Origin of the sequence: Cupriavidus sp. 2SB, from assembly GCF_005503625.1 — a bacterium.
In the GTDB taxonomy this organism is placed as follows: domain Bacteria; phylum Pseudomonadota; class Gammaproteobacteria; order Burkholderiales; family Burkholderiaceae; genus Cupriavidus.
In genome coordinates this window covers 40,124-66,398 of the sequence record NZ_SCMX01000026.1, presented here as the reverse complement: position 1 = coordinate 66,398, position 26,275 = coordinate 40,124, and the positions used below count along the sequence as shown (strand labels likewise).

General features: G+C 64.7%; 24 protein-coding genes. 7 read left to right on the top strand and 17 right to left on the bottom strand.

Annotated elements, in window-relative coordinates; translation table 11 throughout:
• Positions 1 to 28 precede the first annotated feature (28 nt).
• Both FFS21_RS14615 and FFS21_RS14610 read right to left on the bottom strand, forming a co-directional pair.
• Positions 29 to 2,023, bottom strand: a complete 1,995-nt coding sequence (locus FFS21_RS14615) for a putative bifunctional diguanylate cyclase/phosphodiesterase (RefSeq protein ID WP_137925506.1) — start codon at positions 2,021 to 2,023, stop codon at positions 29 to 31.
• A 150-nt stretch (positions 2,024 to 2,173) separates the two neighbouring features.
• On the bottom strand, positions 2,174 to 3,949 hold the full coding sequence (locus FFS21_RS14610) for a methyl-accepting chemotaxis protein (RefSeq protein ID WP_137925505.1): 1,776 nt from the start codon (positions 3,947 to 3,949) through the stop codon (positions 2,174 to 2,176).
• Positions 3,950 to 4,444: 495 nt separating this feature from the next.
• Between FFS21_RS14610 and FFS21_RS14605 the strand changes: the two genes are divergently transcribed.
• Positions 4,445 to 4,756 (top strand): H-NS histone family protein, encoded by a 312-nt coding sequence (locus tag FFS21_RS14605; RefSeq protein WP_137925504.1) that lies wholly within the window; start codon positions 4,445 to 4,447, stop codon positions 4,754 to 4,756.
• 41 nt (positions 4,757 to 4,797) lie between these two features.
• On the opposite strand, the gene galE is transcribed toward FFS21_RS14605, so the two are convergent.
• Complete coding sequence (galE, locus tag FFS21_RS14600; protein ID WP_137925503.1) at positions 4,798 to 5,820, bottom strand: UDP-glucose 4-epimerase GalE; 1,023 nt, start codon at positions 5,818 to 5,820, stop codon at positions 4,798 to 4,800.
• Between the two features lie 88 nt (positions 5,821 to 5,908).
• Positions 5,909 to 6,979, bottom strand: coding sequence for a tyrosine-type recombinase/integrase (locus tag FFS21_RS14595; protein ID WP_249359395.1), 1,071 nt, complete (start codon positions 6,977 to 6,979; stop codon positions 5,909 to 5,911).
• A gap of 215 nt (positions 6,980 to 7,194) precedes the next feature.
• Between FFS21_RS14595 and FFS21_RS14590 the strand changes: the two genes are divergently transcribed.
• Positions 7,195 to 8,184, top strand: coding sequence for an NAD(P)H-dependent flavin oxidoreductase (locus FFS21_RS14590; RefSeq protein WP_137925501.1), 990 nt, complete (start codon positions 7,195 to 7,197; stop codon positions 8,182 to 8,184).
• 49 nt (positions 8,185 to 8,233) lie between these two features.
• Here FFS21_RS14590 and FFS21_RS14585 read toward each other — a convergent pair whose 3' ends face one another.
• The gene (locus FFS21_RS14585; RefSeq protein WP_137925500.1) at positions 8,234 to 8,803 is read right to left on the bottom strand and encodes a PadR family transcriptional regulator; all 570 of its coding nucleotides are present in this window, start codon (positions 8,801 to 8,803) and stop codon (positions 8,234 to 8,236) included.
• A 72-nt stretch (positions 8,804 to 8,875) separates the two neighbouring features.
• Here FFS21_RS14585 and FFS21_RS14580 point away from each other — a divergent pair, with 72 nt between their 5' ends.
• The 5 genes from FFS21_RS14580 to FFS21_RS14560 all read left to right on the top strand — a co-directional run bounded on the left by FFS21_RS14580 (position 8,876) and on the right by FFS21_RS14560 (position 11,151).
• Complete coding sequence (locus tag FFS21_RS14580; protein WP_137925499.1) at positions 8,876 to 9,169, top strand: hypothetical protein; 294 nt, start codon at positions 8,876 to 8,878, stop codon at positions 9,167 to 9,169.
• Positions 9,144 to 9,359 (top strand): hypothetical protein, encoded by a 216-nt coding sequence (locus FFS21_RS14575; protein WP_137925498.1) that lies wholly within the window; start codon positions 9,144 to 9,146, stop codon positions 9,357 to 9,359. Before FFS21_RS14580 ends, FFS21_RS14575 begins: the two co-directional genes overlap by 26 nt.
• A gap of 198 nt (positions 9,360 to 9,557) precedes the next feature.
• The gene (locus FFS21_RS14570) at positions 9,558 to 10,190 is read left to right on the top strand and encodes a PAAR domain-containing protein (RefSeq protein ID WP_137925497.1); all 633 of its coding nucleotides are present in this window, start codon (positions 9,558 to 9,560) and stop codon (positions 10,188 to 10,190) included.
• Positions 10,187 to 10,804: a hypothetical protein gene (locus FFS21_RS14565; protein WP_137925496.1), complete on the top strand. Its 618-nt coding sequence runs from the start codon at positions 10,187 to 10,189 to the stop codon at positions 10,802 to 10,804. The genes FFS21_RS14570 and FFS21_RS14565 overlap by 4 nt, the downstream gene beginning before the upstream one ends.
• Positions 10,801 to 11,151 carry a hypothetical protein gene (locus tag FFS21_RS14560; protein WP_137925495.1) on the top strand — a complete coding sequence of 117 codons (351 nt, stop codon included), beginning with the start codon at positions 10,801 to 10,803 and terminating at the stop codon, positions 11,149 to 11,151. The genes FFS21_RS14565 and FFS21_RS14560 overlap by 4 nt, the downstream gene beginning before the upstream one ends.
• 108 nt (positions 11,152 to 11,259) lie before the next feature.
• Here FFS21_RS14560 and FFS21_RS14555 read toward each other — a convergent pair whose 3' ends face one another.
• From FFS21_RS14555 to FFS21_RS14500, 12 genes are all read right to left on the bottom strand, one after another.
• Positions 11,260 to 12,264, bottom strand: a complete 1,005-nt coding sequence (locus FFS21_RS14555; RefSeq protein ID WP_137925494.1) for a Bug family tripartite tricarboxylate transporter substrate binding protein — start codon at positions 12,262 to 12,264, stop codon at positions 11,260 to 11,262.
• 112 nt (positions 12,265 to 12,376) lie between these two features.
• Positions 12,377 to 13,108 carry an SDR family NAD(P)-dependent oxidoreductase gene (locus FFS21_RS14550; protein WP_137925493.1) on the bottom strand — a complete coding sequence of 244 codons (732 nt, stop codon included), beginning with the start codon at positions 13,106 to 13,108 and terminating at the stop codon, positions 12,377 to 12,379.
• A 344-nt stretch (positions 13,109 to 13,452) separates the two neighbouring features.
• The gene (gene pcaF, locus FFS21_RS14545) at positions 13,453 to 14,655 is read right to left on the bottom strand and encodes a 3-oxoadipyl-CoA thiolase (RefSeq protein WP_137925492.1); all 1,203 of its coding nucleotides are present in this window, start codon (positions 14,653 to 14,655) and stop codon (positions 13,453 to 13,455) included.
• A gap of 29 nt (positions 14,656 to 14,684) precedes the next feature.
• Positions 14,685 to 15,332 carry a 3-oxoacid CoA-transferase subunit B gene (locus tag FFS21_RS14540; protein WP_137925491.1) on the bottom strand — a complete coding sequence of 216 codons (648 nt, stop codon included), beginning with the start codon at positions 15,330 to 15,332 and terminating at the stop codon, positions 14,685 to 14,687.
• Between the two features lie 19 nt (positions 15,333 to 15,351).
• Positions 15,352 to 16,035 carry a 3-oxoacid CoA-transferase subunit A gene (locus FFS21_RS14535; RefSeq protein ID WP_137925490.1) on the bottom strand — a complete coding sequence of 228 codons (684 nt, stop codon included), beginning with the start codon at positions 16,033 to 16,035 and terminating at the stop codon, positions 15,352 to 15,354.
• Between the two features lie 551 nt (positions 16,036 to 16,586).
• A complete protein-coding gene (locus FFS21_RS14530; RefSeq protein WP_137925489.1) occupies positions 16,587 to 19,640 on the bottom strand; it encodes an AAA family ATPase in 3,054 nt (1,017 codons plus the stop codon).
• Entirely contained in the window at positions 19,637 to 20,782 is a 1,146-nt protein-coding gene (locus FFS21_RS14525; protein ID WP_137925488.1) for an exonuclease SbcCD subunit D, read from the bottom strand. The genes FFS21_RS14530 and FFS21_RS14525 overlap by 4 nt, the downstream gene beginning before the upstream one ends.
• A 105-nt stretch (positions 20,783 to 20,887) precedes the next feature.
• Positions 20,888 to 22,255 carry a sigma 54-interacting transcriptional regulator gene (locus FFS21_RS14520; RefSeq protein WP_137925487.1) on the bottom strand — a complete coding sequence of 456 codons (1,368 nt, stop codon included), beginning with the start codon at positions 22,253 to 22,255 and terminating at the stop codon, positions 20,888 to 20,890.
• Positions 22,256 to 22,276: 21 nt separating this feature from the next.
• The gene (locus FFS21_RS14515; RefSeq protein WP_249359393.1) at positions 22,277 to 23,977 is read right to left on the bottom strand and encodes a TadG family pilus assembly protein; all 1,701 of its coding nucleotides are present in this window, start codon (positions 23,975 to 23,977) and stop codon (positions 22,277 to 22,279) included.
• A gap of 13 nt (positions 23,978 to 23,990) precedes the next feature.
• A complete protein-coding gene (locus tag FFS21_RS14510) occupies positions 23,991 to 24,350 on the bottom strand; it encodes a DUF3613 domain-containing protein (RefSeq protein WP_249359391.1) in 360 nt (119 codons plus the stop codon).
• Positions 24,347 to 25,174, bottom strand: a complete 828-nt coding sequence (locus FFS21_RS14505) for a tetratricopeptide repeat protein (protein ID WP_249359389.1) — start codon at positions 25,172 to 25,174, stop codon at positions 24,347 to 24,349. The genes FFS21_RS14510 and FFS21_RS14505 overlap by 4 nt, the downstream gene beginning before the upstream one ends.
• Positions 25,174 to 26,265, bottom strand: a complete 1,092-nt coding sequence (locus FFS21_RS14500) for a type II secretion system F family protein (protein ID WP_171020414.1) — start codon at positions 26,263 to 26,265, stop codon at positions 25,174 to 25,176. The genes FFS21_RS14505 and FFS21_RS14500 overlap by 1 nt, the downstream gene beginning before the upstream one ends.
• Positions 26,266 to 26,275: the final 10 nt, after the last annotated feature.

Genomic DNA, 26,275 nt, shown 5'->3' with positions numbered 1-26,275 from the left:
CCGCGCGGCCGGCCTTCGGCGCCAGGAATCAGATCCGCGCCGTCCGCGCGCCCTGCAGCAGGTCGGCAAACACCGACGCCTCCAGCGGCATGGCCATCAGGTAGCCCTGCACTTCGTCGCAGCCCATGGCATCGAGAATGTCGAGCTGCGAGGCAGACTCCACGCCTTCCGCCACCACCTTCATGCGCAGTTCGTGCGCCAACGCCACCATCGATCCGACAATGGCCCGCCCCTGCGGATCGGCATCGAGTCCGCCAATCAGCGTGCGGTCGATCTTGAGCGTGCCCACGCGCAGCCGCTTGAGGTAGCCCAGGCTTGAGTAGCCGCTGCCGAAATCGTCCAGCGCCACGTGAATGCCCAGCGACTGCAGCTCCGTCAACGTCTCCAGGGACTTGCCGATGTCCTTCATCGCCGCCGTCTCGGTGATCTCCAGCGTGATGGCCGATGGCGGAATGTCGTGCTGGTGGATCTGTTCGAGCAGGTATTGCGGGAAGTTCCGGCTCGCAAAGCGCAAACCCGATACGTTGATCGCTACCGGCGCGGGCGGCAGCCCGGCGTCGTGCCACATCCGCACCTGGCGGCACACCTGCGAGATGACCCAGTCGTCGAGCTTGTCGATCTGGCCCGACTGCTCGGCCACCATGATGAACTCGGCCGGATTGACCGCGCCCAGCGTGGGATGGCGCCAGCGGCACAGCGCCTCGGCCCCGATCACGCTGCGCGTCTTCACGTCGTACTTGGGCTGGTACACCAGCGACAGCGCGTCGTCCTGGATGGCGGGCCACAGATCGCGGCGAATCACGCGCATGCGGCGCGCGCGCTCGCCCGCAGCCGAGTTGAACATGCGCATCTGGTTCGATCCGCTCTCGCGCGCCTCGCTCAGGCTCACGCGTGCCGCCTGCATCAATGCTTCCGATGTCGTGGCGTCACGCGGCGAAATGGCGATGCCGATGTTCACGCCGATCTGCATCTGCAGGCCGCGCGCGGCCACGAATTCCGACAGCGAGCCCAGCACCTTGTCGCCCAGTTCATGCGCGCGGCTGTGCTGGATAAGTTCCGGCACACCCACGGCAAACTCGTCGCGCGCCAGACGTGCCAGGAAGTGATGGGGTTCCAGCGCGGCCTGGGCCAGTGCCCCGGCATCCTGCGCGAGGATATCGTCGGCACGCACCTCGAAGACTTCGTCCACCTCGCGGAAATCGGCGATGTGGATCAGCAGCACCGCGCAACTGGTATCCGACAGGCGCGATTGCGCCATGCTCTTGTCGAGCCAGCGCGCAAACGCGGTACGGTCCGGCAACTCCGTGCTGACGCTGTACTCGCCCACCGGCCGCTGGTCGCGCGCGGACATCCGCACGGTCAGGCCACCGAAGCGGCCAAGGTTGCGACGGATGCTGCTGCGCGCCTCGCCTGCGCCGCCGGCGTTGCCAGCGCGGCCCGGCATGGGGAATTCATCGAAATCATCACGGCCCGCGCCATCGGCCTGCACGGCGTTCCAGCGGTTTGTCTGGATACGGTGCATGAAGTACAAGCCCGCGCAAAGCAGCGCGAGGCCGCCGGCCAGCCAGCCCGGACCCTGCACGCCGGCCGCGTCGATACAGTCGCGCGGCGTCATCGACGTGCCGCCGCACACGCGGCCCAGCCGGGCACCCGCCATGGCCACGAGGCCGGCGCCGGCAATCATCGCCGTGGCAATGGCAAGCTGCCAGCCACGGCCATGGCCACGCAGCCACAACCATGTGGGGGCGAGCATATGCGAGGCGGCCATGCTGGCGACGAGCGTCACCGCAAAGGCCGCAGCGAACTTGGCGCCGTTGTTGGCAGCCGTCAGCGTGCCGGATGCGGCAGCCACCCAGAGCGGCATGCCCATCGTGCCCTGCGACATCAGGGCCGCCCACCAGGCCAGCGACCGGGCGGACTTGCGCTCCGGCGCGCCGTCCTGTCGGACCGTGCGCAGGCCTTGCGCGGCCATCAGGCCGAGCAACGCCGCAAGCAGCAGTAGGCTGAAGTTCGTGGCAATCATCGGAGCTGCGCGGAGAGGCGAGACGAGCATGCGCGAGACATCAGGAGGCGAGGCAGACAAAACCCCGCATCATGGCATCTCGCGCGCACCATGTGAACCTTGTTCACGCGTTCGTTACGTGTATCCGTCTGGACAAAGAATCAAAATCGATCAGAAGGCGGACCAGTTGTCGTCCGATGCGGACGACGCCGCAGCAGCAGGCTGACTCAGCTTCGGACGCAGCAACTGGGCATCGCGGGACTTCGGCACAATCGGCGGACGCTGCGCGGCCGGACGCACCGGCACCACGGCGGCCTTCATTGCCGGCTTGCCCGCCGTCAGCGTGTGCGCAACGTGCGGCACGCTCACCACCTGACGCGACACCGTACCGTCGGCCGCCACCGTGAACACCGACACCACGCTCTTGAGCTTCTGCGCCTGCTCTTCCAGCGCACCCGCCGCAGCAGCCGCTTCTTCCACCAGCGCGGCATTCTGCTGCGTGACCTGGTCCATCTGCGCCACGGCCTGGTTGACCTGCTCGATGCCCGTGGTCTGCTCCTGCGACGCGGCGCTGATCTCGTTCATGATGTCCGTCACGCGGCGCACTGCCTGCACGATTTCGCCCATCGTCTGGCCGGCCTCGGCCACCAGCTTCGTGCCGCTCTCCACGCGCTGGCCAGACTCGCTGATCAGCGATTCGATTTCCTTGGCGGCGTTGGCGCTGCGTTGCGCCAGGCTGCGCACCTCGCCAGCCACCACGGCAAAGCCGCGTCCCTGTTCACCGGCGCGCGCCGCTTCCACGGCGGCATTCAGCGCCAGGATGTTGGTCTGGAACGCAATACCTTCGATCACGCCGATGATCTCGACCACCTTGCGCGACGCGCCGTTGATCTCGTTCATCGTATCCACCACGCGGCCCACCACATCGCCGCCCTTCAGCGCGATCTGCGAGGCTTCGCCAGCCAGCACGCCAGCCTGGCGGGCGTTGTCCGCGTTCTGCTTCACCACCGTGGTGAGTTCTTCCATGCTGGCAGCGGTCTGCTCCAGCGAGGCCGCCTGTTCTTCGGTGCGTTGCGACAGGTCGGTGTTGCCCGCCGAGATCTGCTGCGTGGCCGAGGCGATGGAGTCCGTGCCGCCGCGCACTTCATGCACGATGCCCGACAGGCTCTGCTGCATCTTGGCCAGCGCCTGCATCATGCGGCCGATCTCGTTGTTCGACATGCTGGTGATACGCGACGTCAGGTCGCCACCGGCCATGCGCTCGAATACGTTCAGGGCTTCTTCCACCGGACGCACGATCGCGCGGTTCAGCATCGTGGCCGACACGAACGCCAGCGCCGCGCCAATCACGATCAGCAGGATGCACATCAGGCGGATGGTGTCGTAGCGCGACTGGGCGGCTTCGAAGTTGGCGCGGCCCGCTTCCATCTGGAACTTCTCGAGCTTCTCGTGCGCGGCGGACATGCTGCGCTGCAGGTCCGGCATCACGTCGCGGCCAATCCGCAGCGCTTCCTCGCGATTGCCATCGGCCAGTGCCTTCTGCCACAGCGCGACACCCTTTTCGAAGAATTCCTGGCGCTTGGCGGCCAGTGCGGACGACAGGGCCTTTTCGTCATCGGCTTGCGGCAACGCAAGGTATTTCTTCCAGCCACGATCCGACACCTCGACGAACACCAGCGAGCGGTCGACGTGTTTCTTCAGGTCCTCGCCTTCGCTGCCGGGCATGATGCCCCGGTCCAGCGCCAGACGCAGCCGGGTGGTGCCGATCATGGCCTCGGCCAGCGCCTGCGACGAGGCGAGCTGGTTCGAGTAGGTCTCCTTCAGCGCATCGTTGGACCGCGAGATGCCATACAGCCCTGCGCCACCCACGAGCAGCAGGATCGCCGTGAGCAACGCCATGGCGCCCCGCAGGAGGGTCTTGATCTGAATATTCTGATGAAAGGACATGATGTGCTGGTCTGAAGGAGTTAACCCGAAGCCACTCCCATGCTCCGGTCCGGCAGACCGACACCCCGTACGGCCTGCTCAGGACTCCATAACGGCGCCCATGCATTCAACCTTGAGGTAAGCAATGGGAGCATTTTCAAGGAATGACGCAGGGCGCACACGAAGCCCCCCTCAATATCCGATGCGATGCATTCCGCCCTTGAAATACCGGGCCTCATCCGAATTAAACATTGCGATATTCAGTGTTTCCGAATCGACAATCCCGTACGCCCGACTGTCCGGCCATGGCCGGCAGCCGCCATTTGGCGGCGGCCCCCCGCGCCGGTTTGCGGGCATGCATTCGTCCCGTGAAGAAAAGTTCAGTAATAAATCAATTTTAAGAAATTTCGCATTGCCGATAGGCGTCCGGAAAAACGGATTTGCAGCCCGGCGCACAGTGGTTATAATGGCCTGCGTGAAATTCACGGTGACCCAACAGTAAATAGAGGGATACAAATGGCGACATATCAGGAAATCGTTCAGAAAATCAGCGAACTGCAGAAGCAGGCCGAAGAAATCAAGGCGCGCGAGCAAGCGACCGTGATCGCCGAGATTCGCGAGAAAATCGAACAGTTTGGCCTGACCGCCGAAGATCTCGGATTTGGCGGCAAGCTGCCCGGCGCCAAGAAGGCCGCCGCCGCCCGCAAGGTGCCGGTCCGCTACCGGGACAGCGCGGGCAATACCTGGACCGGCCGTGGCAAGCGCCCGGGCTGGCTGACCCAGGCCCTGGCAAATGGCAAGTCGATGGAAGACTTCCTGATTCGCTAAGCGTTTGCTGCATAAAAAAACCGGGCCTGGGCCCGGTTTTTTTATGCCTTGGCAAACCCCAGCGGATTTGTCGACTGCCAGCGCCAGGAATCCTCGCACATGCGGTCGATATCGTGCCGGGCACGCCAGCCGATCAGGGATTCCGCCAGGGCGGGATCGGCAAAGCAGGAGGCGATGTCGCCCGGACGGCGCGCCACGATCTGATAGGGAACCGGACGTCCGCTGGCACGTTCGTAGGCCTTCACTACCTCCAGGACGCTGTAGCCACGACCCGTGCCCAGGTTGACCGTCATGCCGCGCGGGTGCTTGCCCAGGTAGTTCAGCGCAGCCACGTGGCCATCGGCCAGATCGCATACGTGGATGTAATCCCGGACCCCGGTGCCATCGACCGTGGGATAGTCGCCACCATAAACACTGAGTTTTTCGCGACGGCCACCCGCCACCTGTGCCACATAAGGCATCAGGTTATTCGGGATACCGCCCGGATCTTCGCCGATCAGCCCGCTTTCGTGCGCGCCGACCGGATTGAAATATCGTAGAAATGCGATCCGCCATTCCGGGTCGGAGATTTCAAGGTCACGCAGGATTTGCTCGCCCATCAGCTTGGTCTGACCATACGGATTGGTCGCCGACAGCGGAAAATCTTCAAGAATCGGCACGGTATGGGGGTTTCCATAGACCGTGGCCGACGAACTGAACACCAATTGCTTGACGCCCGCGGCCTGCATGGCGCTGCACAGCGTGATCATGCCCGCCAGATTGTTCCCGTAATACTCCAGCGGTTTGCTGACCGATTCGCCCACGGCCTTCAACGCCGCAAAATGGATGGCCCCGGCAATCTTGTGCTCGGCAAACAGCTGATCCAACAGCGCGCGGTCGCGGACATCGCCTTCCACGAAATGGGGCGTGGTGCCAGTGATCCGTGCCAGGCGGTTCACAACCTCCCGATTGCTGTTACAAAGATTATCAAGCCCGATTACGTGATAGCCAGCCTCATGCAACGCCACCCAGGTATGCGAAGCAATATAGCCAGTGGCACCTGTCAGCAGTAGGGTTTCAGCCATGGATTCTTAAGTCGGAAAGCGTTTGAAAAAGGTAAGGCGCCGGACGTCAGGGCGGAACCCTTACCGGGAGCATCATAACCGCGCCAGATTAAGCCTGCGTGGCTTCTCCGGCCTGCCGCCCGCCAGGCTTGGGCTGCGGCGGCAATCCCGTGCGGGCCTGCCACGCTTCATACGCCGAATGCAAACGCCAGCCTGATTCGAGATCCCGCATGCCGAGCAACTGCGCGACGGCTGCCGGCGGCGTTCCCGCATCGAAATGCATGGCACCGCAGGTATTGCGCAGCGTCTGCGGCGACGCGCGCTCGCTGCGTCCGGCCAGCACGCCCGCCTCCTCCAGCAAGATCTCGATCCGGCGATAGATCGACGCGGCGTGCATCGGCCGTCCGTTCGCCATGGCCGGGAAGACCAGTTCGCCAAGGGAACCTGCCGCCTCCCGCAAGGCCAGCCAATGCCGCAATGGCGCCTGGACAAAGGAGAACAATGGCACCTGGTACGCCCGGCCATTGTCGGTGCGAACCATGCGGATGCCGATGGCGCCCTGGCCCACCCCCTCCAGCGATTCCAGCCGCAGGGCACGGACTTCGGCCACTTTCAGGCCCCCGCCGAGCAGCACAGCCAGCAGCGCGATATCGCGCGCGCGTTTCCACTGGGTCGGCGAAATGCCACGCTCGCCGTCTTTCGCTGGCAGCGGCTCCGGTTCGGGCGCCAGGATGCGGGCCACCAGCAGGTCACGCTCGCCGGGCAGCAGAAAGGCCGTGGGATCGTTCTCGCCTTCGGCCAGATGCGCCTTGACCGCCTGGCTGGCCGGGTTGTGCAGATTCTGCTGCAGCGTGGACAGGTGATGGAACACCCGTTCGATCAGACGCGCGTACCGATAGCGATGGCGCTTGTGAAGGTTCTGGGCATCCAGGAATGCGGCGAGCTGGTCTGCCGACCATTTCAGCGGCGGCATGCCCTGTTCGCCGGACCAGCGCAGAAGCTTGCCCCACATCGCGCGGTACACCGTGGCCGTGCCGTGCCGGAAGCCGTGGCGCGCCAGCCAGCCGTCGAAGGCCCGCTCCGGATGCGCATACCAGGCCGCCAGATCCGCATCGAACAGTTCGCTCGGCTCCACTTCGGTTGCGCCCGGCTGTGTCGCGGCCGTCTTCGTGGGAGTAATCACTGACTTCTTCCGTGATGCCTGGATCGGCAATCTGCTCATTGTAGACAACACGCCACGTTGGATGGATCGCCCGGCAATCGCCCCACACGCCGTCCGGCCATTGCGCGAAGCACCAGAGCCATGGTACTTTCTCCACCAATATGCAACTGGTTGCATATAGTTGCTTCAACACGCATCGTTCGCATCGATCTGTACGAATCGGAGACCCTGTCATGGCCATTCCCGCCCTGCTGCAAAACCTGTCGCTGCCGGCTGTCTGCTCGCCGCTGTTCATCATTTCCAATCCCGATCTGGTCATCGCGCAATGCAAGGCCGGCGTGGTGGGCTCGTTCCCGGCGCTCAATGCGCGCCCCGTGGAGAAGCTCGCGGAATGGCTGGATCGCATCACGACGGAGCTGGGCGAGTACAACGACAAGCATCCGGATCGGCCTGCCGCGCCGTTCGCGGTCAACCAGATCGTGCACAAGTCCAACGACCGACTCGAACACGATCTGGAAATGTGCGTGCGCTACAAGGTGCCCATCGTGATCACGTCGCTGGGCGCGCGCGTGGAAGTCAACGAGGCCGTGCATTCGTATGGCGGCATCGTGCTGCACGACGTCATCAACAACACGTTCGCGCGCAAGGCAATCGAGAAAGGCGCCGATGGCCTGATCGCCGTGGCGGCCGGCGCGGGCGGGCACGCTGGCGTGCTGTCGCCGTTCGCACTGCTGCATGAGATCCGCGAGTGGTTCGATGGTCCGCTGCTACTCTCCGGCGCCATCGCCAGCGGCGACGCCGTGCTGGCCGCGCAGGCTGCCGGCGCCGACCTGGCCTATATCGGGTCGGCCTTCATCGCCACGCACGAAGCCAACGCCGAGGAGGCCTACAAGCAGATGATCGTCGACAGCACCGCCGACGACATCATCTACTCGAACCTGTTCACGGGTGTGCACGGCAACTACCTGCGCGACAGCATCGTGCGCGCGGGTCTCGATCCGGCTGCGCTGCCGACGTCAGACGCCTCCGCCATGAATTTCGGCTCGACACGCGTCAAGCCGTGGAAGGAAATCTGGGGTGCGGGCCAGGGCGTGGGCGCCATCAAGCGCGTGGTGCCGGCCGGTGAACTGGTGAAGCGGTTTGTCGAGGAATACGCCGTGGCGCGCCGCCGCCTGGGCCTGGCCGCACCGGCCAAGGCTGGCCAGACGGCCGACCTGGCGTAAATCCGCCGCAGGGTGATAAAAAACTGGCTCCCCTCGGGAGCCAGTTTTTTTACTTTTTCTCAGGGACTTCCAGCAGCGGTAGCAGCGCGCGGCCCCACTTGACCCAATCCTCCTGGAAGCCGATACCGCGCTGCAACAGCGCGTACTGGATCTGCTGCCGGCGGTCCAGCGTGCCCGAAAAATCCTTGCGCTCGATGTTCCGATAGAGCGCCAGCCGTTCCTCGTGCAGCGCAATCAGCCGCAACATTTCCTTGTCCAGCCCGAGCGGTCCGATTGCAGCATCTGCACGCAACTTGACCAGAATTTCCTCGCGCTGATCCAGTCCGGCTCCCGGCGCCAACACCCAGCGCGCCAGTTCGTCGCGCCCTGCGGGCAACACGCCATAGACCTTTTTCCGGTTCTTCCTTTCCATCCCTTCGCCCTCGACCGTCCGCGCCGGCACGGCCGCTTCATCGGCGGCAATCCAGCCGAGATCGGCCATGCGCCCCAGTTCCCGGTAGATCTGCTGGTGCGTGGCGTGCCAGAAATAGCCGATGGATTTGTCGAAACGGCGGGCCAGATCGTAGCCCGAGGAAGGCTTCTCGATGAGGGAAATCAGTAGCGCGTGCTGAGTGGACATTCGCGGCCAGAAAGAGACAAAGACGCTGGCACGAGAGTTGCTCTCCCCACCCAGCAGCATTCAGGTGGCGTAATGGTAGCGCGCAAGTTCATGGCGCGTCATGCCGTTAACCCGGGAGCGGCTGCCGCGCCACACGCCGGATATCCGCGCTGTAGAGGAGCCCGCCGCGGCGGCATCGCCAAATATGACAATTTGGTCAATTATCTCGATACTGATTTAAAAAAAACGAAATGGCATTTCGCGACCGACTGCAATACATTCCAGACATTGCGACTCGCATGCGCGCGCCTTCCTTCTCCCGGCCCAACGTTCAGCGCCATGCGTCCATGGAGAGATGACGATGAACGCAAGACCGGAATTCACTGAGGGCACGGCGGCAGGCGAGGCATCCGCGTCGGTCCTCGCAGCCCGTGCCCGCGCCGGCACGGCGCCGATCTACTATCGGCTACCGGACACACCGGAAGGCCACCATATCAAGGAATACGCCAGCGGCCTGCGCCAGCTGGTGCGCTTCGTGGGTGTCGAGGAACAGGTCGTCAAATACGTCCTGGGCTGATTTCTCCCCTGACCCACAGCGCCAACGCATGTCTCCTCCCGTCCAGCACGGACCTGGGATTTGAACCCGCGACAACCTCGCGGGTTTTTTCTTTGATGGGGGGGAGATCATGCTGTGCCCAAACCTTCGCCTCCCCGTGACCCATCAAGACGTCTGATTTCAATCAATTGACATATCAAGGATTCGTCCATGTAATGCATGGTTGAGCTCGAGCCTAAAAGCGAGCAAGACGTCCCCAAGCCAATTGAAACGATGAAGGATGGGGAAGTCATGTACAAGCGATCATTTGTCCGGGAAGGCGACACGCTTAGTCCGGGTGGTGGAAAAGTCCAACCCGTTCCACAGCAGTTTCCCTCTACCTACGACGGGAAACTCGCTTGCCACGAAGGCGATCCTGTCTATTGCAATACCTGCAAGAGCTGGGGTGCTACCAAATGCGTGCCGCCCTTTCGCCCGTGTACCGACTCAAGGGGAAGGCAAGCCAATCTGGACGGGGATTTGTGCCTTTGCAGATGCCAAGTTCCGCCGCGTTTAAAAGCACGGTTCCATGATATTTCGATGAACTTTGAGGCGTACGAGCTGGCGCACATGGCAGGGGCCATTGGGTGGCAGGCGTATGCGGGACATCTGTCCGATGGACACGAAATCGTGTACGAGATCTTCGATGCTCTTACCGAAGAGCCGGTCGAAGGTATGACGTACAAGTTGGTAAGCGGTAGCCGGACGCTACTCGACGATCAGAAGCTGGAAGGTGGGAGAAGCAAGGCACAGTCCTTTAATGAGCATCCAGATCTGAGCTTTATTGCATGGATCAATGGAGCGAAGGGATGAGTGCCGACCAGCTTCATGCGGATAAGCGCCTGCTTGCCGCTATTGCCTATGGCGAGGCATCCACTGCCAATGACTCCAAAGAAATAGGCGGCATTGCATTTGCCGTTGCCAATCGGTGTAGAGCGTGGGGCAGTAAGACGATTACGGCCTTGAAGGTTGCTGATCCCAACTACGCCTATGCGTGGGACGGGAGCAACGCCCGCTTCAACAGGCTTATGAACGCCAGCGAGACGGCAATCACGAAGGATACGGGCATGTCTCTTGCGATTGAGTGGGCGACTTCTGATCTGAGCAACAAAGGGGATGACCCATCGAACGGTGCCTATTGGTGGGACGGCTTGGACTTCAAAACCAACTACAAGAACCACCGCAAAGTGCTTGATGGATTCAAATTCGGTGACCCCACTCACAATATATTTGGCGTTCGGGAAAGAAGGCGAGAGGTAGTCATCCGCTGGAAAGTCCGGAATAGAGTGACGGGAAAGATCGTGGATAGCGGCGAACGTGGACGCTACGATGCGGTTTGGGTCTCGACAGCGGCGCATGGCAGCACCGTTTTCTGGAAACATCCAACCGAATACATCAATGCCACGGGCGGGAAAGCGTACAGATGAGAGGGAAAAACCCAGTTTTGGCATGCGTGCTGCTTTTAGCGTTGACGGTCGTAGCACATGAAGCCGCTGCATCCAGCGGTAACCGTGTCGCGCTTCTCGAATGGGAGCCTCGAACAGAGGTTCTCGAATATCGTTCTTGCGGCGCCGCGGACGCGTGCTGGATCGCCGAAGTCAGGAACAAGAGAACGAAGCGCCTGGTCGCGAAGCTTCGCTGTGACAGCGAGCAGCTCTTCGCAAAGGTAGGCAAGAGACCGGAAACGCTTGTGGCACCCGATTGCCGGAAATTCGAGACCGAGAGCAAGTTTACGGAGATTCCTTCAGCACTGCGTGTGCTGCTCGAGCGCTGAATCCGGAAATGGTCTGTTCATTGCAACTTGCAACACGTGCAGCGAAAAAAAACCGGCCGCCAGGGCCGGTTTCAGTACCACGAACTGCAAAAGCGGTCGGGAACTGGATCAGTCCACCGTTGCGCCCGAAGCCTTCACGACCTTGGCCCACTTGGTGGCTTCGGACTTCATGAAAGCGGCCAGCTGTGCCGGCTTTTCCGGGTTGGGCTCGGCGCCCTGCTCGGCCATCTGCTTCTTCACTTCCGGCATGGCCAGGATCTTGACCACTTCGGCGTTGATGCGGTCGACGATCGGCTGCGGCGTGCCGCCCGTGGCGTACAGCGCGAACCACGACGTGGCTTCATAGCCAGGCACGCCGGCTTCGGCCACGGTCGGCACGTCCGGCAGGGCCGGCGAGCGCTTGCCCGAGGTCACGGCCAGTGCGCGCAGCTTGCCAGCCTTCACGTGCTGGAACGACGACGGCAGGTTGTCGAACATCAGGCCGATCTGGTTGCCCAGCAGGTCGTTCACGGCCGGGGCGCTGCCCTTGTACGGGATGTGCTGAATGTGCAGGCCCGTCATCGAGTTGAACAGCTCGCCCGACAGGTGCATCGACGAGCCGCTGCCCGACGAACCGTACGACAGCTTGTCCGGATTCGCCTTCACGTAGGCGATCAGTTCCTTGATGTTGTGGACCGGCACCTTCGGGTTCACCACAACGATGTTCGGCACCATGGCGATACGCGTGATCGGCGCGAAATCCTTGACCGGATCGAACGGCAGCTTCGAGTACAGCGACTGGTTGATGGCGTGCGTGCCGATGGTGCCCATGAACAGCGTGTAGCCGTCAGCCGGTGCCTTGGCAGCCAGCGATGCTCCAATGTTGCCGCCAGCGCCCGGACGGTTGTCCACGACGACCGGCTGGCCCAGTGCCTTGCCCAGTTGCAGGCTGACGATGCGGGCCAGGATGTCGGTGGTGCCGCCTGCCGAGAACGGCACGACCATGGTGATCGGCTTGGTCGGGTACGTGCCCTGCGCCTGCGCGCCGGTCATGGTGGCAAAGCCGGCGGCCAGTGCCACGCCAGCGGCCAGCAGGCGTCTGCGCGCCTTCGAGGTGTGAATGGTGTTGCTCATACTGTGCTCCAGGAGTTGATGCTACGCACGCCGGCAAACCTTGTGAGTGCCGCGGGCGCAATGCTTGAATCGCTCTTCCACCCCGTGCCTTGGGGCGGGCAACTTCGACTTCTTATACGGGCGCCACACCAAGCGTGGTTCCGCCGCAGACGTACAGCACCTGTCCGGTAACGAAACCATTTTCGGGGGCGAGGAAGAACAGCGAGGCACGCGCCACGTCTTCCGGGGTACCCATGCGTTTCACGGCGATACTTGCCAGGATGCGCCGTGTCTGTTCGCTGCCCTCGGGATTGCTCTTTCGGAACAGCTCGGTGGCGATGGGACCCGGTGCCACGGCGTTGACGGTGATACCGTCGCCGCCCAGCTCCATCGCCAGCGTTCGGGTCATGCCAACCAGCCCTGCCTTGGCTGCGGAATACACCACGCGCTCGGGCTTGCCCAGCGCCGCGCGCGAGGCCATGTTGACGATGCGGCCAAAGCCGGCCGCGCGCATCGCGGGCAGGCAGGCCTGGGTCAGCAGCATCGTGGCCTGCAACGTGAGGCCCACGACATAGTCGAGATCCGCGGCGGTGGCCGTATCGGCCGTGCCGGGGCGGGTAGCGCCGGCGTTGTTCACCAGCCGCGTCACCGCGTATTGCGAGGTCACCTGCGCCGCCACCGCGCGCGTGGCGTCGGCGTTGGTCAGGTCGGCCTGGAAGAAGGTCAGGTTCGGATGTGACCACGTCGGTTCAGCATAGTCGACGTTGATCACACGCGTCACGCCGTCGGCGAGCAGCATTTCGGCAATGGCACGGCCAATACCGGAACTGGCGCCGGTGACAAGCGTGGCAACGGGAAGGGACATCTCGATACTCCACCGGCATCAAGCGCCGGGACATACGGAAAAAGATGCGGCAAGACCGGCGAGCCCGTCGGTCTGGCCGCAATGCTCTACCTCGTTGGGGAAGAGACACCACTGAAACTTCCCGCTCAAACTAACGGCGGGAAATGTCGGAAATTAAGCGCTTTGAGGTATTGCGTTCTCTGCCTTGTTTGTCTTTCTCCCCTCTCCCGCGAGCGGGAGAGGGGCGGGGGAGAGGGCCAGCGGTGCAATTGCCAATGATCGGCAAGCAGAACCTCCAGCCCTCTCCCCCAACCCCTCTCCCATTCCATGGGAGAGGGGAGCAAAACGTCAGGCAATCAACAACCTCAAACCCGCTCGATCACCATCGCAATACCCTGGCCCACGCCGATGCACATCGTGCACAGCGCGAAGCGGCCATTGGTACGCTCCAGTTGGTACAGCGCAGTCGTCACCAGACGCGCGCCGCTCATGCCCAGCGGGTGGCCCAGGGCGATGGCGCCGCCGTTCGGGTTCACGCGCTTGTCATCGTCGGCGATGCCCAGTTCGCGCAGCACGGCCAGGCCCTGTGCGGCAAAGGCTTCGTTCAGTTCGATCACGTCGATCTGGTCCAGCGTCATGCCCAGTTGCTTCATCAGCTTCTGGGTGGCCGGTGCCGGGCCGATGCCCATCACGCGCGGTGCCACGCCAGCCGTGGCCATGCCCACGATGCGGGCGCGCGGCTTCAGGTTGTGCTGCTTCAGGCCGGCTTCGCTTGCCAGCAGGATGGCGCAGGCGCCATCGTTCACGCCCGACGCATTGCCGGCCGTGACGGTGCCGTCCGGACGCACCACGCCGCGCAGCTTGGCCAGCGCTTCCATGCTCGTGGCACGCGGGTGCTCGTCACGATCCACCACCAGCGGGTCGCCCTTCTTCTGGGCGATCGTCACGGCGGTGATTTCCTGGGCCAGCGTACCGTCGGCCTGTGCGCGCGAAGCCTTTTCCTGGCTGCGAAGCGCCATCAGATCCTGGTCTTCGCGGCTGATCTTGTAGTCGGTGGCCACGTTCTCGGCGGTCTCGGGCATCGAGTCCACGCCGTAGGCCGCACGCATCGCCGGGTTGATGAAGCGCCAGCCGATGGTGGTGTCGAAAATCTGCGCATCGCGCGAGAAGGCCGACGTGGCCTTGCCCATCACGAACGGGGCGCGGCTCATGCTTTCCACGCCGCCCGAGATCATCAGGTTGGTCTCGCCGGACTTCAGCGCGCGCGCTGCCGTGCCGGTGGCATCCATGCCCGAACCGCACAGGCGGTTGATCGTCGAGCCCGGCACGTCCTGCGGCAGGCCGGCCAGCAGCGACGACATGCGCGCCACGTTGCGGTTGTCTTCGCCGGCCTGGTTGGCGTTGCCGAAGATCACGTCGTCGATGGCCTTCCAGTCCAGGTTCGGATTGCGTGCCATCAGGGCCTTCAGCGGCACTGCGCCCAGATCGTCCGCGCGCACGGCGGACAGGCTGCCGCCGTAGCGACCGATCGGGGTACGGATGGCGTCAACGATAAATGCGTCGCTCATGTTCTGTCTCACTCGTTCTGGGTGGAGGGTCAGGCGGCTACGGCCTGCTTCAGGGGCACGCCGGTCAGGCGTTGCAGTTCGTCGAACGACAGGCCGTCGACGAGATCGCGGGCCACCAGGCCATCGGGCGTCACGTCGATGGTGGCCAGGTCCGTATAGATACGCGTCACGCAGCCGATGCCGGTCAGCGGGTACGTGCATTCGGCCACGACCTTGCTCTCGCCCTGCTTGGTCTGGTGTTCCATCATCACGAACACCTGCTTGGCGCCGATGGCGAGGTCCATCGCGCCGCCCACGGCGGGGATGGCGCCCGGCGCGCCGGTATGCCAGTTGGCCAGGTCACCACGCTGCGACACCTGGAACGCGCCCAGCACGCAAAAGTCGAGGTGGCCGCCGCGCATCATTGCAAACGAATCGGCGTGGTGGAAGTACGAACCACCGGCCTTGATCGTCACGGGCTGCTTGCCGGCGTTGATCAGGTCGCCGTCTTCCTCGCCCGGGGGCGGTGCGGAGCCCATGCCGAGCAGGCCGTTCTCGCTGTGCAGCAGGATTTCACGGTCGGCCGGCAGGTGATTGCCGACGAGGGTGGGCAGGCCGATGCCGAGGTTCACCACGGCACCTTCCGGAATGTCTTTGGCCACGCGGGCGGCCATCTGATCGCGGGTCAGGCGTTGCATCGTATTTTTCTCCTTGCGCTCAGGCGGCCTTGGCGGCGGCGCCAGCAACCTTCACCACACGCTTGACGAACAGGCCCGGCGTGACGATGTGCTCGGGGTCCATCTCGCCCAGCTCCACCACATGGCTGACCTGAACGATGGCGCACTTGGCGGCCATCGCCATGATCGGGCCGAAGTTGCGGGCCGTCTTGCGGTAAGTGAGGTTGCCCCAACGGTCGGCGGTATCGGCCTTGATCAGTGCGAAGTCGGCGTGGATCGGGCTTTCGAACACGTAGCCCTGGCCGTCGATGATGCGCGTTTCCTTGCCGTCAGCCAACGGGGTGCCGTAGGCCGTGCGCGTGAAGAAACCGCCGATGCCGGCACCCGCCGCGCGGATGCGCTCGGCCAGGTTGCCCTGCGGCACCAGTTCCAGTTCGATTTCGCCTGCGTGGTACAGCGAATCGAACACATACGAATCCGCCTGGCGCGGGAACGAGCAAATGATCTTGCGTACGCGCTTGGTCTTGAGCAGCGCCGCCAGGCCCGTATCGCCGTTGCCGGCGTTGTTGTTGACGATGGTGAGGTCGCGCGCACCCGAGGCGATCAGTGCATCGATCAGCTCCGCCGGCATACCTGCCAGGCCAAAACCACCGATCAGGATCGTGGCGCCATCGTGGATACCGGCCACTGCCGCTTCCACCGAGTCATATAGCTTGTTGATCACTTGCGTTCCAGTACGGAAGGGGTCCGACATCGCACCGGGACCGGCCACAAAGTGCGGCACGCAAAGAGTGTCTCCGGTGGTCTGCTCAGACGGGCGTCCAGTCCGTGCGCCGATCCGTTCCGATCACACACGAGGACAGGGTCCAACTTGCAGTTGTCTTGACGGCCGTCTTCTTGGCGGCCTTGCGAGAATCTGCGCGTTATTGGGACGGCTCGCAAGCGCGTTCGCTATACGAACTCCAATTCGCAGAATGAACAAAGGTTACACGCCACCCTTCCGCGCGGCAATAAGGGTTGGCGCGGGAAGGGCGATAATCGCGCAGCGGACGTTTTGCGGTGCAGCAATGTGGCGGGGGTTACTCCGCTGTCCCGCTTATTCTTTGCTCCCCTCTCCCTTTGGGAGAGGGGTTGGGGGAGAGGGCTGGAGGTTCTGCTTGCCGACGCGTCGCAATTTGAACTGCTGGCCCTCTCCCCCGCCCCTCTCCCGCAAGCGGGAGAGGGGAGAAAGATTAGGCGGGAGAGGGGAGCAACAACAGAGCGAGACAACGGACGTCAAGGCATCCTCAACACCGCCTGACTCCCACTCACCCCCGGCCTGACTTCCAGCCTTACATCGATCCGTTCCCGCAGCTCCGTCACGTGGGAAATGATTCCCACCAGGCGCCCGGCCTGCTGCAGATCCAGCAAGGTGCGGATCGCAAAATCGAGGCTTTCGGGATCGAGCGTGCCAAAGCCTTCGTCCACGAACAGGGTGTCGAGTTGCATGCCGCCGGCGCGCGACTGCACCACGTCTGCCAGTCCCAGCGCCAGCGACAGCGAGGCCAGGAAGCCTTCTCCGCCAGACAGCGTATTGGCCGGGCGCGTGGCGCCGGTATCGTGATCGAAGACTTCCAGTTCGAGTCCGCCCGCCACACGCTGGTCGCCCTGCTCGCGCACGCGCTGCAATGCGTAGCGGCCTCGGCTCATGCGCATCAGCCGCAGCGTGGCCGCCTCGAGCACCTCGTCGAGCAGCGTGGCCAGCACAAAGCGCTGGAAGGTCATGCGGCGCGGATTGTTGCCGTTGGCCACTTCGGACAGGCGGCCGAGCACCGCGTAGCGCGTCTCCACCTCGCGGCCTTCCGCCGCCAGCGAATCGACCTGACCCTTGCAATGCAGCAGCGCATCGCGCTGGGCGGCCACTTCGCTGCGCTCGCGGATAGCGGCTTCCAGCCGGACCGCGCCCTCGTCGCGCGTGGCCAGCAGCGCGGGCAGGTCTGGTGTCTGCAAAGACTGCGCGATGGCGGCCGTGCGGGCGCGCCATTCGGTAGCCTTGGCCAACTCCACATCGAACACGCGGATGGACTCGTCCAGCGCCGCCAGTTCGTCGTCGGGCAGGCATGCCGCGCGATAGGCATCGAGATCGGCGAAAGCCGCGGCCTGCAATGCCTCGGCCAACGCGCCCTCGCGTTGGGCTTGTCGCGCGTCGGCTTGCGCTAGCCCCGCATTGGCCGATGCCAGCGCCGCTGCCGTGGCGGCACGCAAGGCTACGGCATCTCGCTCGGCTCCCTGTGCGGCCTGTAGCGCTGCTTCCAGTGCGCCTGCCTCGCGACGCGCGGCCTCCAGCGTGGCGCGCATGACATCGGGATCGCGCGATTCTTCGGGCACCTGCTCGCATTGGGCCTGCCATTCCCCTTCGAGGCGCGCGTGTTGGGCCACGGCGACCCGCACGGCATGATCGGCAGCCTGTGCGGCGGCCTCCGATGCCTCGCGATGCGTCCGGGCCTGCGCGAGTTGTGCGACCAGCGTCTCGGCGCGCTTTGCCGCCTGCGCGGCCACGGCAACGGACTGCGCCAGCGCGGCGACTTCCGCATCCAGCGCCTGCGCGCCAGCATCCGAAACATCGCCAGCGGCCTCGGACAAGTCTGCGAGCCGCGCCTGTGCCTGCTGCACCTGTGTGTCGGCCTGCTGATGCGCCGCTACCGCTTCGGCCAGTTTGTCTTCCGCCTGCCGCAGCGTGGCGCGCACGGTATCCAGATCGTCATCGCTCACCAGCGCCAGCGTCTGTTGCGCCAGTGCGGGGTGGTCCTTGCCGCCGCAGACCGGGCACTGCTCGCCCCGGCGCAACCCAGCCGCCAGCCGCGCGGCCTGCCCGAATCGCCAGTCGACCTCGGCCTGCTGCACGGCGGCCCGCGCCGCGTCACGCGCCTCGGTTGCCGTGCGCTTGAGCGTGGCGGCACCCAGCAGTGCCTGTCGCAGCGGAGCCAGTCCGGCCTCGATCTGCCGGCACTTGCCGATGCGCGCGGCGCGCTCGCGGGCATGGGCGATGCGCAACTCCAATGCCTGCAGTCCCGCACTGGCTGCACGGGCGTGTTCGGCGTCGGCTTCGATGGTTTTCAGTGCGGCGGTGGCCGTCTGGAACTGCTCCACCTTCTTGGTGCAGGCGGCCTGCGACATCGCCAGTTCCGTCCCGGCCTGCGCCACGGCATTGCGCAGCACGCCAAGCTTGCACGCCTGCGGCAACAGATTCTCGAGCGTGGTGACGGTGCGCTGCGCGGCCAGGCGTGCGCCGTGGCGGGCCTGTTCGGCCTGCAGCGTGCGCGCGGCGGCATCGGCAGCCTGCGCGGCACCTGCTGCCGACGCTTCGGCGCGTACCAGTGCGGACGCCGCCTCCGTACGCTCTTGCTGCGCGGACGCCAGATGCTGCACGGTCGGCGTGACAGTCGCCGCGCGCCGCGCAGCCTGCAGACGCGTGCGATCGGCGTCCACGGCGGCCACCTTCGCGGAAAACACCGCGTGAACGCCTTCGGCCTCGCGCCACGCCTGGATCTGCGTGCTCTCCAGTTCGCCGCGGCGCAGCGACGCCTGCGCGGCCTCGCTGGCGGCGCGCGCCATATCCTCACGGCGCAGCAGTTCGATCAATGTCTCCTGCAGTGCGCCGATCTGGCCGGCCATGACCTCGACCGATTCCATCTTGTACTGGTCCAGCAGCGCCTTGCGCCGCAGCGTGATGTTCTCTGCTTCGCGGCGGATGCCAGCGGCCTGCTCCTTGAGCAGTTCCTCCACGCGGCGATAGAGCTCGGTGTGGAACAGTCGCTCCAGAATGTTCTGGCGCGCGCGCGAATCCGCCGTCAGCAGTTCGCGGAAACGGCCCTGGGGCAGGACGATGACCTGCCGGAACTGCGCGCTGTCGAAGCCGAGCAGGTCGCGCACCGCATCGCTCACCCGGTTGGGTTGGCTGGCGTGGCTCTTCCACGCGCCGTCGAGCTGCACGTCGAGCTGGGCCTTGGGCGTCTCCTTGACGAACCCACCCGCCGCGCGCTGGCTGGGCCGATCCTGCGTGGGGGAGCGCGTGACGCGGTAGTGCATCGATCCCAGCGCGAACTCCAGCGTGACCTCGGTGCGCAGCGCGGGGTCCGCGTTCGCACTGCGCATGTCCTGCGGACTGCGCTCGCCGCCCGACGTATCGCCATAGAGCGCAAAGCAGATGGCATCGAGCAGCGTGGTCTTGCCCGCGCCCGTGGGGCCGTGGATCAGGAAAAATGCCTGATCACCCAGCTGGGTGAAGTCGATGGTTTCCGTGGCGGCGAACGGTCCGAACGCCTGCAGCTTCAGGTAAAGCGGTTTCATGCCGATTCCCTTTCCGATGCCTCCAGGCTCGCGAGCAGATCGTCGAGTGCGCGGCGCTGGTCGCCGTTCAGGTCCGCGTCAGACACTTCGCGGAAAAAATTGGCGAACAGACTGCCTGTGTCGAGTTCGCGAAGCTGGCGCCCGGCCTCGCCCGCCTGCCCACTGCGGGCGAGGATGGCACGTTCGATGGCCAGCGCGTTGGGGTACACCTCGCGCAGCCGCGCCATGGGGTCCAGCAGCGCGCCGATATCGGTCAGCACGGCGTGGACATAATCGTCGCGGTGCGCGTCTCCGGCACCGGCCGCGATCAACGCCGCCAGCTCCCCGTTCAGAATGCGCAGGTTGCGGCGCGGTTGCAAGGCCATTTGTTCGATGCGTACGCCGCCCGCTTCATCAAGTTCGATCAGCGACACGCTCTTGCTGTGATCGGCTTCCGACAGCGAATACTTGAGCAGCGAGCCTGAATAATGCACCCGCCCGCCAATGGTCTGGGGCCGGTGCAGGTGGCCGAGCGCCACGAAATCGAACCCATGGAACAGTTCGGCAGCCACCGCGCCGCTGCCGCCCACTGACAGCGGGCGCTCCGATTCGCTGACCGCGCCGCCCACCACGAAGGCATGGGCGACCGCCACGGATCGCACACCCGCCGGGTGGTCCGCGCGGATGGCATCCAGTTGCGCGCCTAGCGCGGCCTCGTGCGATGACAGGTCAACGCCCAGCGCATCGCGCACCACGGCGGGTTCCGCGTAAGGCAGCGCGTAGATGCGGACGTCCCCATGCGCATCGCTCAGCGTCACGCAGGTGGTGGCCGCACCGACGCGGCCCGCCACATGCAATCCGCGCCCCGCCATCAGGCGCGCGCCGAAATCGAGCCGCTGCGCGCTATCGTGGTTGCCGGCGATCATCACCACTGGCACGCCCTCGCCAATTACGATGCGGGCCAGCACGTCGTCCAGCAGTGCCACGGCCTCGGGCGGCGGAACGGCACGGTCATAGACATCGCCGGCAATCAGCACGGCGTCGGGACGTACGTCACGAACGAGCGTGACGAACTGGTCGAGCACATAAGCCTGATCCTCGATCAGGCTGCGCGCATGGAAAAGCCGACCCAGATGCCAGTCGGCGGTGTGCAGAAAACGCAATTCGGTTCCTTGGGGCGTAGTGGCGCAACGGCGGGCGCAGTGGCGCAGCAGGCACGGCAATGCCGCGCGGTCCCGCATCATAACGTCGCCGGGCCGGCGCGCCCCTCAGACTGGCTCCGCTTCACTGTCCGCAATCTGGAATTTGCGCATCTTTTCCCAGAGCACCTTGCGGCTGATGCCCAGGCAGGCCGCCGTGTCCTGACGCCGCCAGCCATTGGCATCGAGCGCCGCGATGATGCGACGCCGTTCCTCGGCATCGCCACGCGGATCGGCGCGCTCGGTGCCATCGAATGCGCCAGGACGCAGGGCGCGAAACAACGGGCGGATGCGTTCCTCGTCCCACTCGCCACAGTGCTGCACCGTGATGCCCACGCGTTCGGCCAGGTTGCGCAGCTCGCGCACATTGCCGATGAAGAACGCGGTCCCCACGGCGCCCTTGAGCCAGTCCGGCATCGGCGGCAGCGCATCGTACGTGGCCGCACCGATCATGTGGCGCAGGAACGACTGCAGCAGCCCCACCTTGTCTGCCGGGCCGCGTTCTTCCAGCGTCGGAATGCGCAACTCGATCACGGCCAGCCGGAAGTACAGGTCGGCGCGGAAGCGTCCCTGACTCACGGCTTCGCGGAGATCCTTGTTGGTAGCAGCTACCAACCGGAAGTCGAGCTTCACGGCCATCGTGGAGCCGAGCCGCGTCAGCGCGTTTTCTTCCAGCACGCGCAGCAGCTTGACCTGCTGGAACATCGGCAGGTCGCCGATTTCGTCGAGGAACAGCGTGCCACCCGTGGCCTGCTCGAAGTAGCCGCGATGCGCGAACATTGCGCCCGTGAACGCACCCTTGGCATGGCCGAAGAACTGCGACTCGAACAGCCCGTCCGGAATCGCCCCGCAGTTCACCGCCACGAACGGGCCCTTGCCATAGGTGCCGTTGCGCTCATGGAATAGCCGCGCGATGCGCTCCTTGCCCGCGCCAGTCTCGCCATAGAGCATGACGTTGCTGTCGAAGCGCGCAAACGTATCCACCTGCTCCAGCAGTTGCAGCATCGCGGGCGAACCCGCCACAAGATCCGCCACGTCGGGACGCGACTCCGCCGCCGCCAGCAGTTGCGGCATCAGCTTGGCGATCTGCGTGCGCAAATCCGCGCCCGTAAAGTCGTGCGGCAGGATGTGCGCGTACTCGGCCGGGAAGCGACCGGGATCGGTCTCGCGGTCCGGCGCGCCCACCCAGATCACAGGCATGCCGTGCGCGGCCTCCCCGTCCAACGTGAACTTGGCGGACCCGATGACCGACGCGCTGATCACCGCGATGCACGGCTTTGCACGCGCCTCGCCGGGCGGCAGCGCATCGAGCGCCCCGGCGCGAATCACTTCGGCGCCCAGCGGCGTCAGGAAGCGCGCCACGCGATCGGCAATCTCGTACTGGCCCTCCCAGACATAGACCTCAAGGGTCTCGTAAGCCCAGCGCTCTGCTTTCATGATGGTTCAGTTCAATTCGGTTCAGTACACCAGTTCGGCGTTGTTGCAATCGATGCTGTTGACTTGCAGGTCGGCGTTGGCGAGGTTGATGCCGAGGGTGTTGGCAAGAAAATCCACCACGAGGCTTAGCAACCCGATGACTGGAGACAGCAACGCGTCCAACAGATCGCCAAGTTTCAGGTTGGCCACCGGGGTATCCAGCGTCGGATTGAGATTCTTTAGTAGCGAGTCCACCGCCCCGGCGAGCGCCGTATTCGACGACAACTGGGCGCTGCCGCCCGGCGCAAGGGTGATTTGGCTGGACGACTGCCAAGCCGGATTGGGCGTGGTCGGGTGCGCTGTCACACCGGTGACCTGCGCGCCCAGCAAGTAGACCTTGGCGATGCCCACAGACTTGTTGGAGCATTGACGGCCATCTTCGCTCATGCAGGCGTCCAGCAGCTTTGTCGAGACATTGACCGTGGCCCGCCGCTGCGAAGGCTGCGCGGCGCACTGTAGCGCCGTGAGATCGGCCTGTGCCGTGGCCGCCCTGGCCAATACCGGCAGATTCACCTCCGCCTTCAACAAGAGCAGGTCTACAGTAGCGTTCACATTGAGATTGAGACCCAATTGCGCAGCACTCGCCGTAGTCCGCCACGTGCCATCGGGCAACTGGCGTGCGGGACCTACGGCAACTTGCGGCGGCTGAATAACGGTCATGGCCGCCGTCGCCGACGTCTTCGCTATGCCGATATTGAGGTTGAGATTCGGCACGTTCAACGCCACCGCATCGGTCCCCCGCGCCACATACGCCGCAGCCGTCAGCAGCGACGCCACATTCAGCCCCACTTCCGCCGCCGACGATGCCGCAGGCGTCAGCACGCCTAAATCGAGCAACTGCTGCAACGTCAGCTTCGTACCGATGCCATTGAGTCCAAGCTGCGTCACGGGGCTGCCCAGCGCGGCACCAAGCAGCGCCTGCTTGCTCGCGGCGTTCAGCACCAGCGCATAAAAGTCCTGGATCGACAACGTGGTGTTCAGTAGTTGATCGACCGTCCCGGCACCGAGCCTGAGGCGCAACTGCTCCAGCGTGACATTGGCGTTCGCCAGCCCATTCCAGTCTGCTATCGAAAGGTTGACCGTGTTGCCCAGTAGCAGCCCCAGCACGCTGCTGGCCGTGCTCAGGTTCAATAGCCCGCTACCAAGCGACAGCGACGCTACCGGCGGACTCCCCGCCGCGATCGCCTCGGCCCGCAGTTGCCGCGACTGTCCGCCCGGCAGCACGAACATCATCGGCACGGTATGCGTGGCCTGCACGCGTACCGCATTGGGAGAGACCAGGGCGGCGTCGTACGCGCCCGTGAAGTGCCGCACGCTGTCACCATTGTCCGGATTGGCGGGGTCCCACAGGCCCAGGCAGGTACGCATGCCATCCGCTGCGCCAACCGCTGCATCGGCGCAGTTGGCCGCAACGGCACTGCCGTATCCGTTCTGGCTTGCCGCCGCACTGACGGACGCCAGGACATTGGTCGAGGTAGTGGCCAGGTCGTCAGCCCGTTTCAGTTGCTGCGCGCCAGACAACGCCGCGAGATCCACCGTCTTCTGCAACTGCCGCTGGCTGTAGAACACATAGCCGACGTCGATCGACACCAGCGCACCGATGGCGATGGTGGCAATCAGCACGGCCGCCATCACGCTGATGGCACCGCGTTGCTGAGCTTGGAGAACGGCGGGGCGGACCATGGCGCGTCTCTGGCTACCGCCCGTTGATGGACTGGGCTGCCGAGCCGCTGCGCAATGGGCTGCCCGTGGACTGGCTGGTGAAGTATTCCGGCAGCGCGTAGTTGAAGCTCTGCATGTAGCGCGCATAACCGAGCGCTGCCTGCTCGCCGGTCATCGGCAGCATCTTGCCCGCCTGCGTACCGCTGCGCTGGATGGCGAGCAGGTTGCGCGTGGTGTCGCCAACCGGCACATCGTTGGGCCGATACTGGCTGGCCGATGCGTCGGGCATCGTTTCCGTCTGTGGCGGTTGTGTGGTCTGTGCGCCTGCTGCCAGCGATGCGGCGGCCATCGCCACGGTTACCGCAAGTTTCGCGAGAATCGATACATGCCTCATGGCCGGGCTCCTGCGTTGAGCGCCACGGCTTGCGTGGCATGTGAATTCACTACCGCGCTGGCGGTGCCGCGCGGCGCGGCTTTCTCGCGCTGTTGCGCGGCCTTTGCCACGCGATCCGCTTCCTTGCGCACGGCGGCGCGCGTCGGCTCCGGCATTGCCGCGCGCTGCATCATCGCGTTGGCTTCCGAGCGCTTGCCCGTGGCCAGCATCCACACCACCGCGTTGCTGATGGCGCGCGGATTGTTGGCATCGAGTTCCAGCGCCTGCATCACCGGCACGCGCGCCTCCTGCAGGGCGCCGCCGCGCATCAACGCGTATCCGAGATCGTTGGCAACCTGTGCATTGACGGGATCGATCGCAGCGGCCTGCCGCAACTCAACGGCGGCGCGCATGAAATCGCCCTGCCGGCCCAGCACCAGACCCATGCCATGGCGTGCACGCGCAGCGCGATCCGTGTTCAGCAGGTCGCGATAAGCCTGCAGCGCCGCGTCATCCTGACCCGTCTCGCGTAACGCATCGGCGCGCAGGACCTGCAGCGCGGTGTTGCTGCCGAACTTCTTCTGAAATGCGTCGACGTGGGCCAGCGACGCGTAGTACATTCCCTCCTGCTGCATGCGGCCGATCAATCCCAGGTACACGCCCTGGTCGTTGTACTCGGCGCGTGCCTCCTTCTCCTGCAGGCGCGCCAGTTCGATCTGCGCCTCGGTCTGGCGTGCCAGTGCGTCGGCACTGCCGGGTGGCGTGGCACAGCCGCCCAGCACGAGCGTGGTCATCAATGCGGCCAGCGCAGCCAACATCCACGGCGCCCTGATCTGTTGCGTCATCAATGTCCTCCGTTCATGCGCGAAAGCATGCGTATCACGCCCAGGAAACCGGGGCCCGCTGTCAGGATCAGCAGCACCGGCAGCAGGCTGACCACCATCACGCCGGTCATCTTGACGGTGAGCCGGCCGATCTTGTCCTTCAGGCGCGCCTTGCGTGCCACTTGCAGTCGCTCGCCAAACTGCCTCAGCGGCTCCTGCACCGCGCCGCCGTGGCGATCCACCTGCGTCAACAGCGTGATCAGGCTCTTGAGGTCCTCGTCATCGAACAGCTTGCCAATCCGCATCAACGTCTGCTCCCGCGAGCGGCCCGATGCAAACTGCTGGTTGGCGCGTTGCAATTCCGGACCCAGCACGCGCAGCATCGTGCCGAACTCCACCACGATGATCTGCAGGCTCTGGTCGATCGACAATCCCACGCCCTGCAGCAACCGCAGCATGTCGATCAGCACCGGCAGTTCTTCCGCCACCTGTGCCACGCGGTTGCGCACGCGGCGCCGCAGGATGAACTTGGGGAGCAGGAACAGCAATGCGAACGCAACGAACGCCGACACCAATGCCGGCATCAGTCCTTTGTCGATCCGCCACGCAAATACGCACACGGCCAGCACAGTGGGCACCAGTACGCGAATGCCCCCGAACACCGCACGCGGCTGCACGCCGTAGAAGCCGCTCTGCTCCAGCAGCAACTGCTCTTCCTGCGTGACCACCGCGCGCCCGAGCCGCGACTCCAGCCAGCGCTGGTTGAAGCGCTCGCCGAATTCGGCACCGATCTTCGTGCCGAGCGAGGCGGGAGCACCAGGCGTGGCGCCCTTTGCAATGGCCGCAGCCGCCGACGCGGCGCGGGCAGACATCTGCGGCGTCTGCGCTGCCGAGGTCGTGGCAGGCGATGAAGGCATCGTGACTGCCGGCGCTGCGCCGGCCGCAGCCTGCGCAACCTGCGCTACGTGGGCTGCCTGCCTTTGCAGTGCGGCATCGATCGTGCGCGTGGCCGTCCGCCGCTGCCGCCACTGCTGCATCAGCGGCCACGCCAGCAGCGCGAGCGCACCGGCTGCGACGAACAGGCTGGCAGACACCAGGAGCGAGAGTTCGATCTGCATCGCG

Excerpts from the sequence above, each read along its gene's own strand:
- FFS21_RS14615 (WP_137925506.1), bottom strand. The coding sequence starts at position 2,023 with ATGATTGCCACGAACTTCAGCCTACTGCTGCTTGCGGCGTTGCTCGGC.
- FFS21_RS14610 (WP_137925505.1), bottom strand. The coding sequence starts at position 3,949 with ATGTCCTTTCATCAGAATATTCAGATCAAGACCCTCCTGCGGGGCGCC.
- FFS21_RS14605 (WP_137925504.1), top strand. The coding sequence starts at position 4,445 with ATGGCGACATATCAGGAAATCGTTCAGAAAATCAGCGAACTGCAGAAG.
- galE (WP_137925503.1), bottom strand. The coding sequence starts at position 5,820 with ATGGCTGAAACCCTACTGCTGACAGGTGCCACTGGCTATATTGCTTCG.
- FFS21_RS14590 (WP_137925501.1), top strand. The coding sequence starts at position 7,195 with ATGGCCATTCCCGCCCTGCTGCAAAACCTGTCGCTGCCGGCTGTCTGC.
- FFS21_RS14585 (WP_137925500.1), bottom strand. The coding sequence starts at position 8,803 with ATGTCCACTCAGCACGCGCTACTGATTTCCCTCATCGAGAAGCCTTCC.
- FFS21_RS14580 (WP_137925499.1), top strand. The coding sequence starts at position 8,876 with ATGGTAGCGCGCAAGTTCATGGCGCGTCATGCCGTTAACCCGGGAGCG.
- FFS21_RS14575 (WP_137925498.1), top strand. The coding sequence starts at position 9,144 with ATGAACGCAAGACCGGAATTCACTGAGGGCACGGCGGCAGGCGAGGCA.
- FFS21_RS14570 (WP_137925497.1), top strand. The coding sequence starts at position 9,558 with ATGGTTGAGCTCGAGCCTAAAAGCGAGCAAGACGTCCCCAAGCCAATT.
- FFS21_RS14565 (WP_137925496.1), top strand. The coding sequence starts at position 10,187 with ATGAGTGCCGACCAGCTTCATGCGGATAAGCGCCTGCTTGCCGCTATT.
- FFS21_RS14560 (WP_137925495.1), top strand. The coding sequence starts at position 10,801 with ATGAGAGGGAAAAACCCAGTTTTGGCATGCGTGCTGCTTTTAGCGTTG.
- FFS21_RS14555 (WP_137925494.1), bottom strand. The coding sequence starts at position 12,264 with ATGAGCAACACCATTCACACCTCGAAGGCGCGCAGACGCCTGCTGGCC.
- FFS21_RS14550 (WP_137925493.1), bottom strand. The coding sequence starts at position 13,108 with ATGTCCCTTCCCGTTGCCACGCTTGTCACCGGCGCCAGTTCCGGTATT.
- pcaF (WP_137925492.1), bottom strand. The coding sequence starts at position 14,655 with ATGAGCGACGCATTTATCGTTGACGCCATCCGTACCCCGATCGGTCGC.
- FFS21_RS14540 (WP_137925491.1), bottom strand. The coding sequence starts at position 15,332 with ATGCAACGCCTGACCCGCGATCAGATGGCCGCCCGCGTGGCCAAAGAC.
- FFS21_RS14530 (WP_137925489.1), bottom strand. The coding sequence starts at position 19,640 with ATGAAACCGCTTTACCTGAAGCTGCAGGCGTTCGGACCGTTCGCCGCC.
- FFS21_RS14520 (WP_137925487.1), bottom strand. The coding sequence starts at position 22,255 with ATGAAAGCAGAGCGCTGGGCTTACGAGACCCTTGAGGTCTATGTCTGG.
- FFS21_RS14515 (WP_249359393.1), bottom strand. The coding sequence starts at position 23,977 with ATGGTCCGCCCCGCCGTTCTCCAAGCTCAGCAACGCGGTGCCATCAGC.
- FFS21_RS14510 (WP_249359391.1), bottom strand. The coding sequence starts at position 24,350 with ATGAGGCATGTATCGATTCTCGCGAAACTTGCGGTAACCGTGGCGATG.
- FFS21_RS14505 (WP_249359389.1), bottom strand. The coding sequence starts at position 25,174 with ATGACGCAACAGATCAGGGCGCCGTGGATGTTGGCTGCGCTGGCCGCA.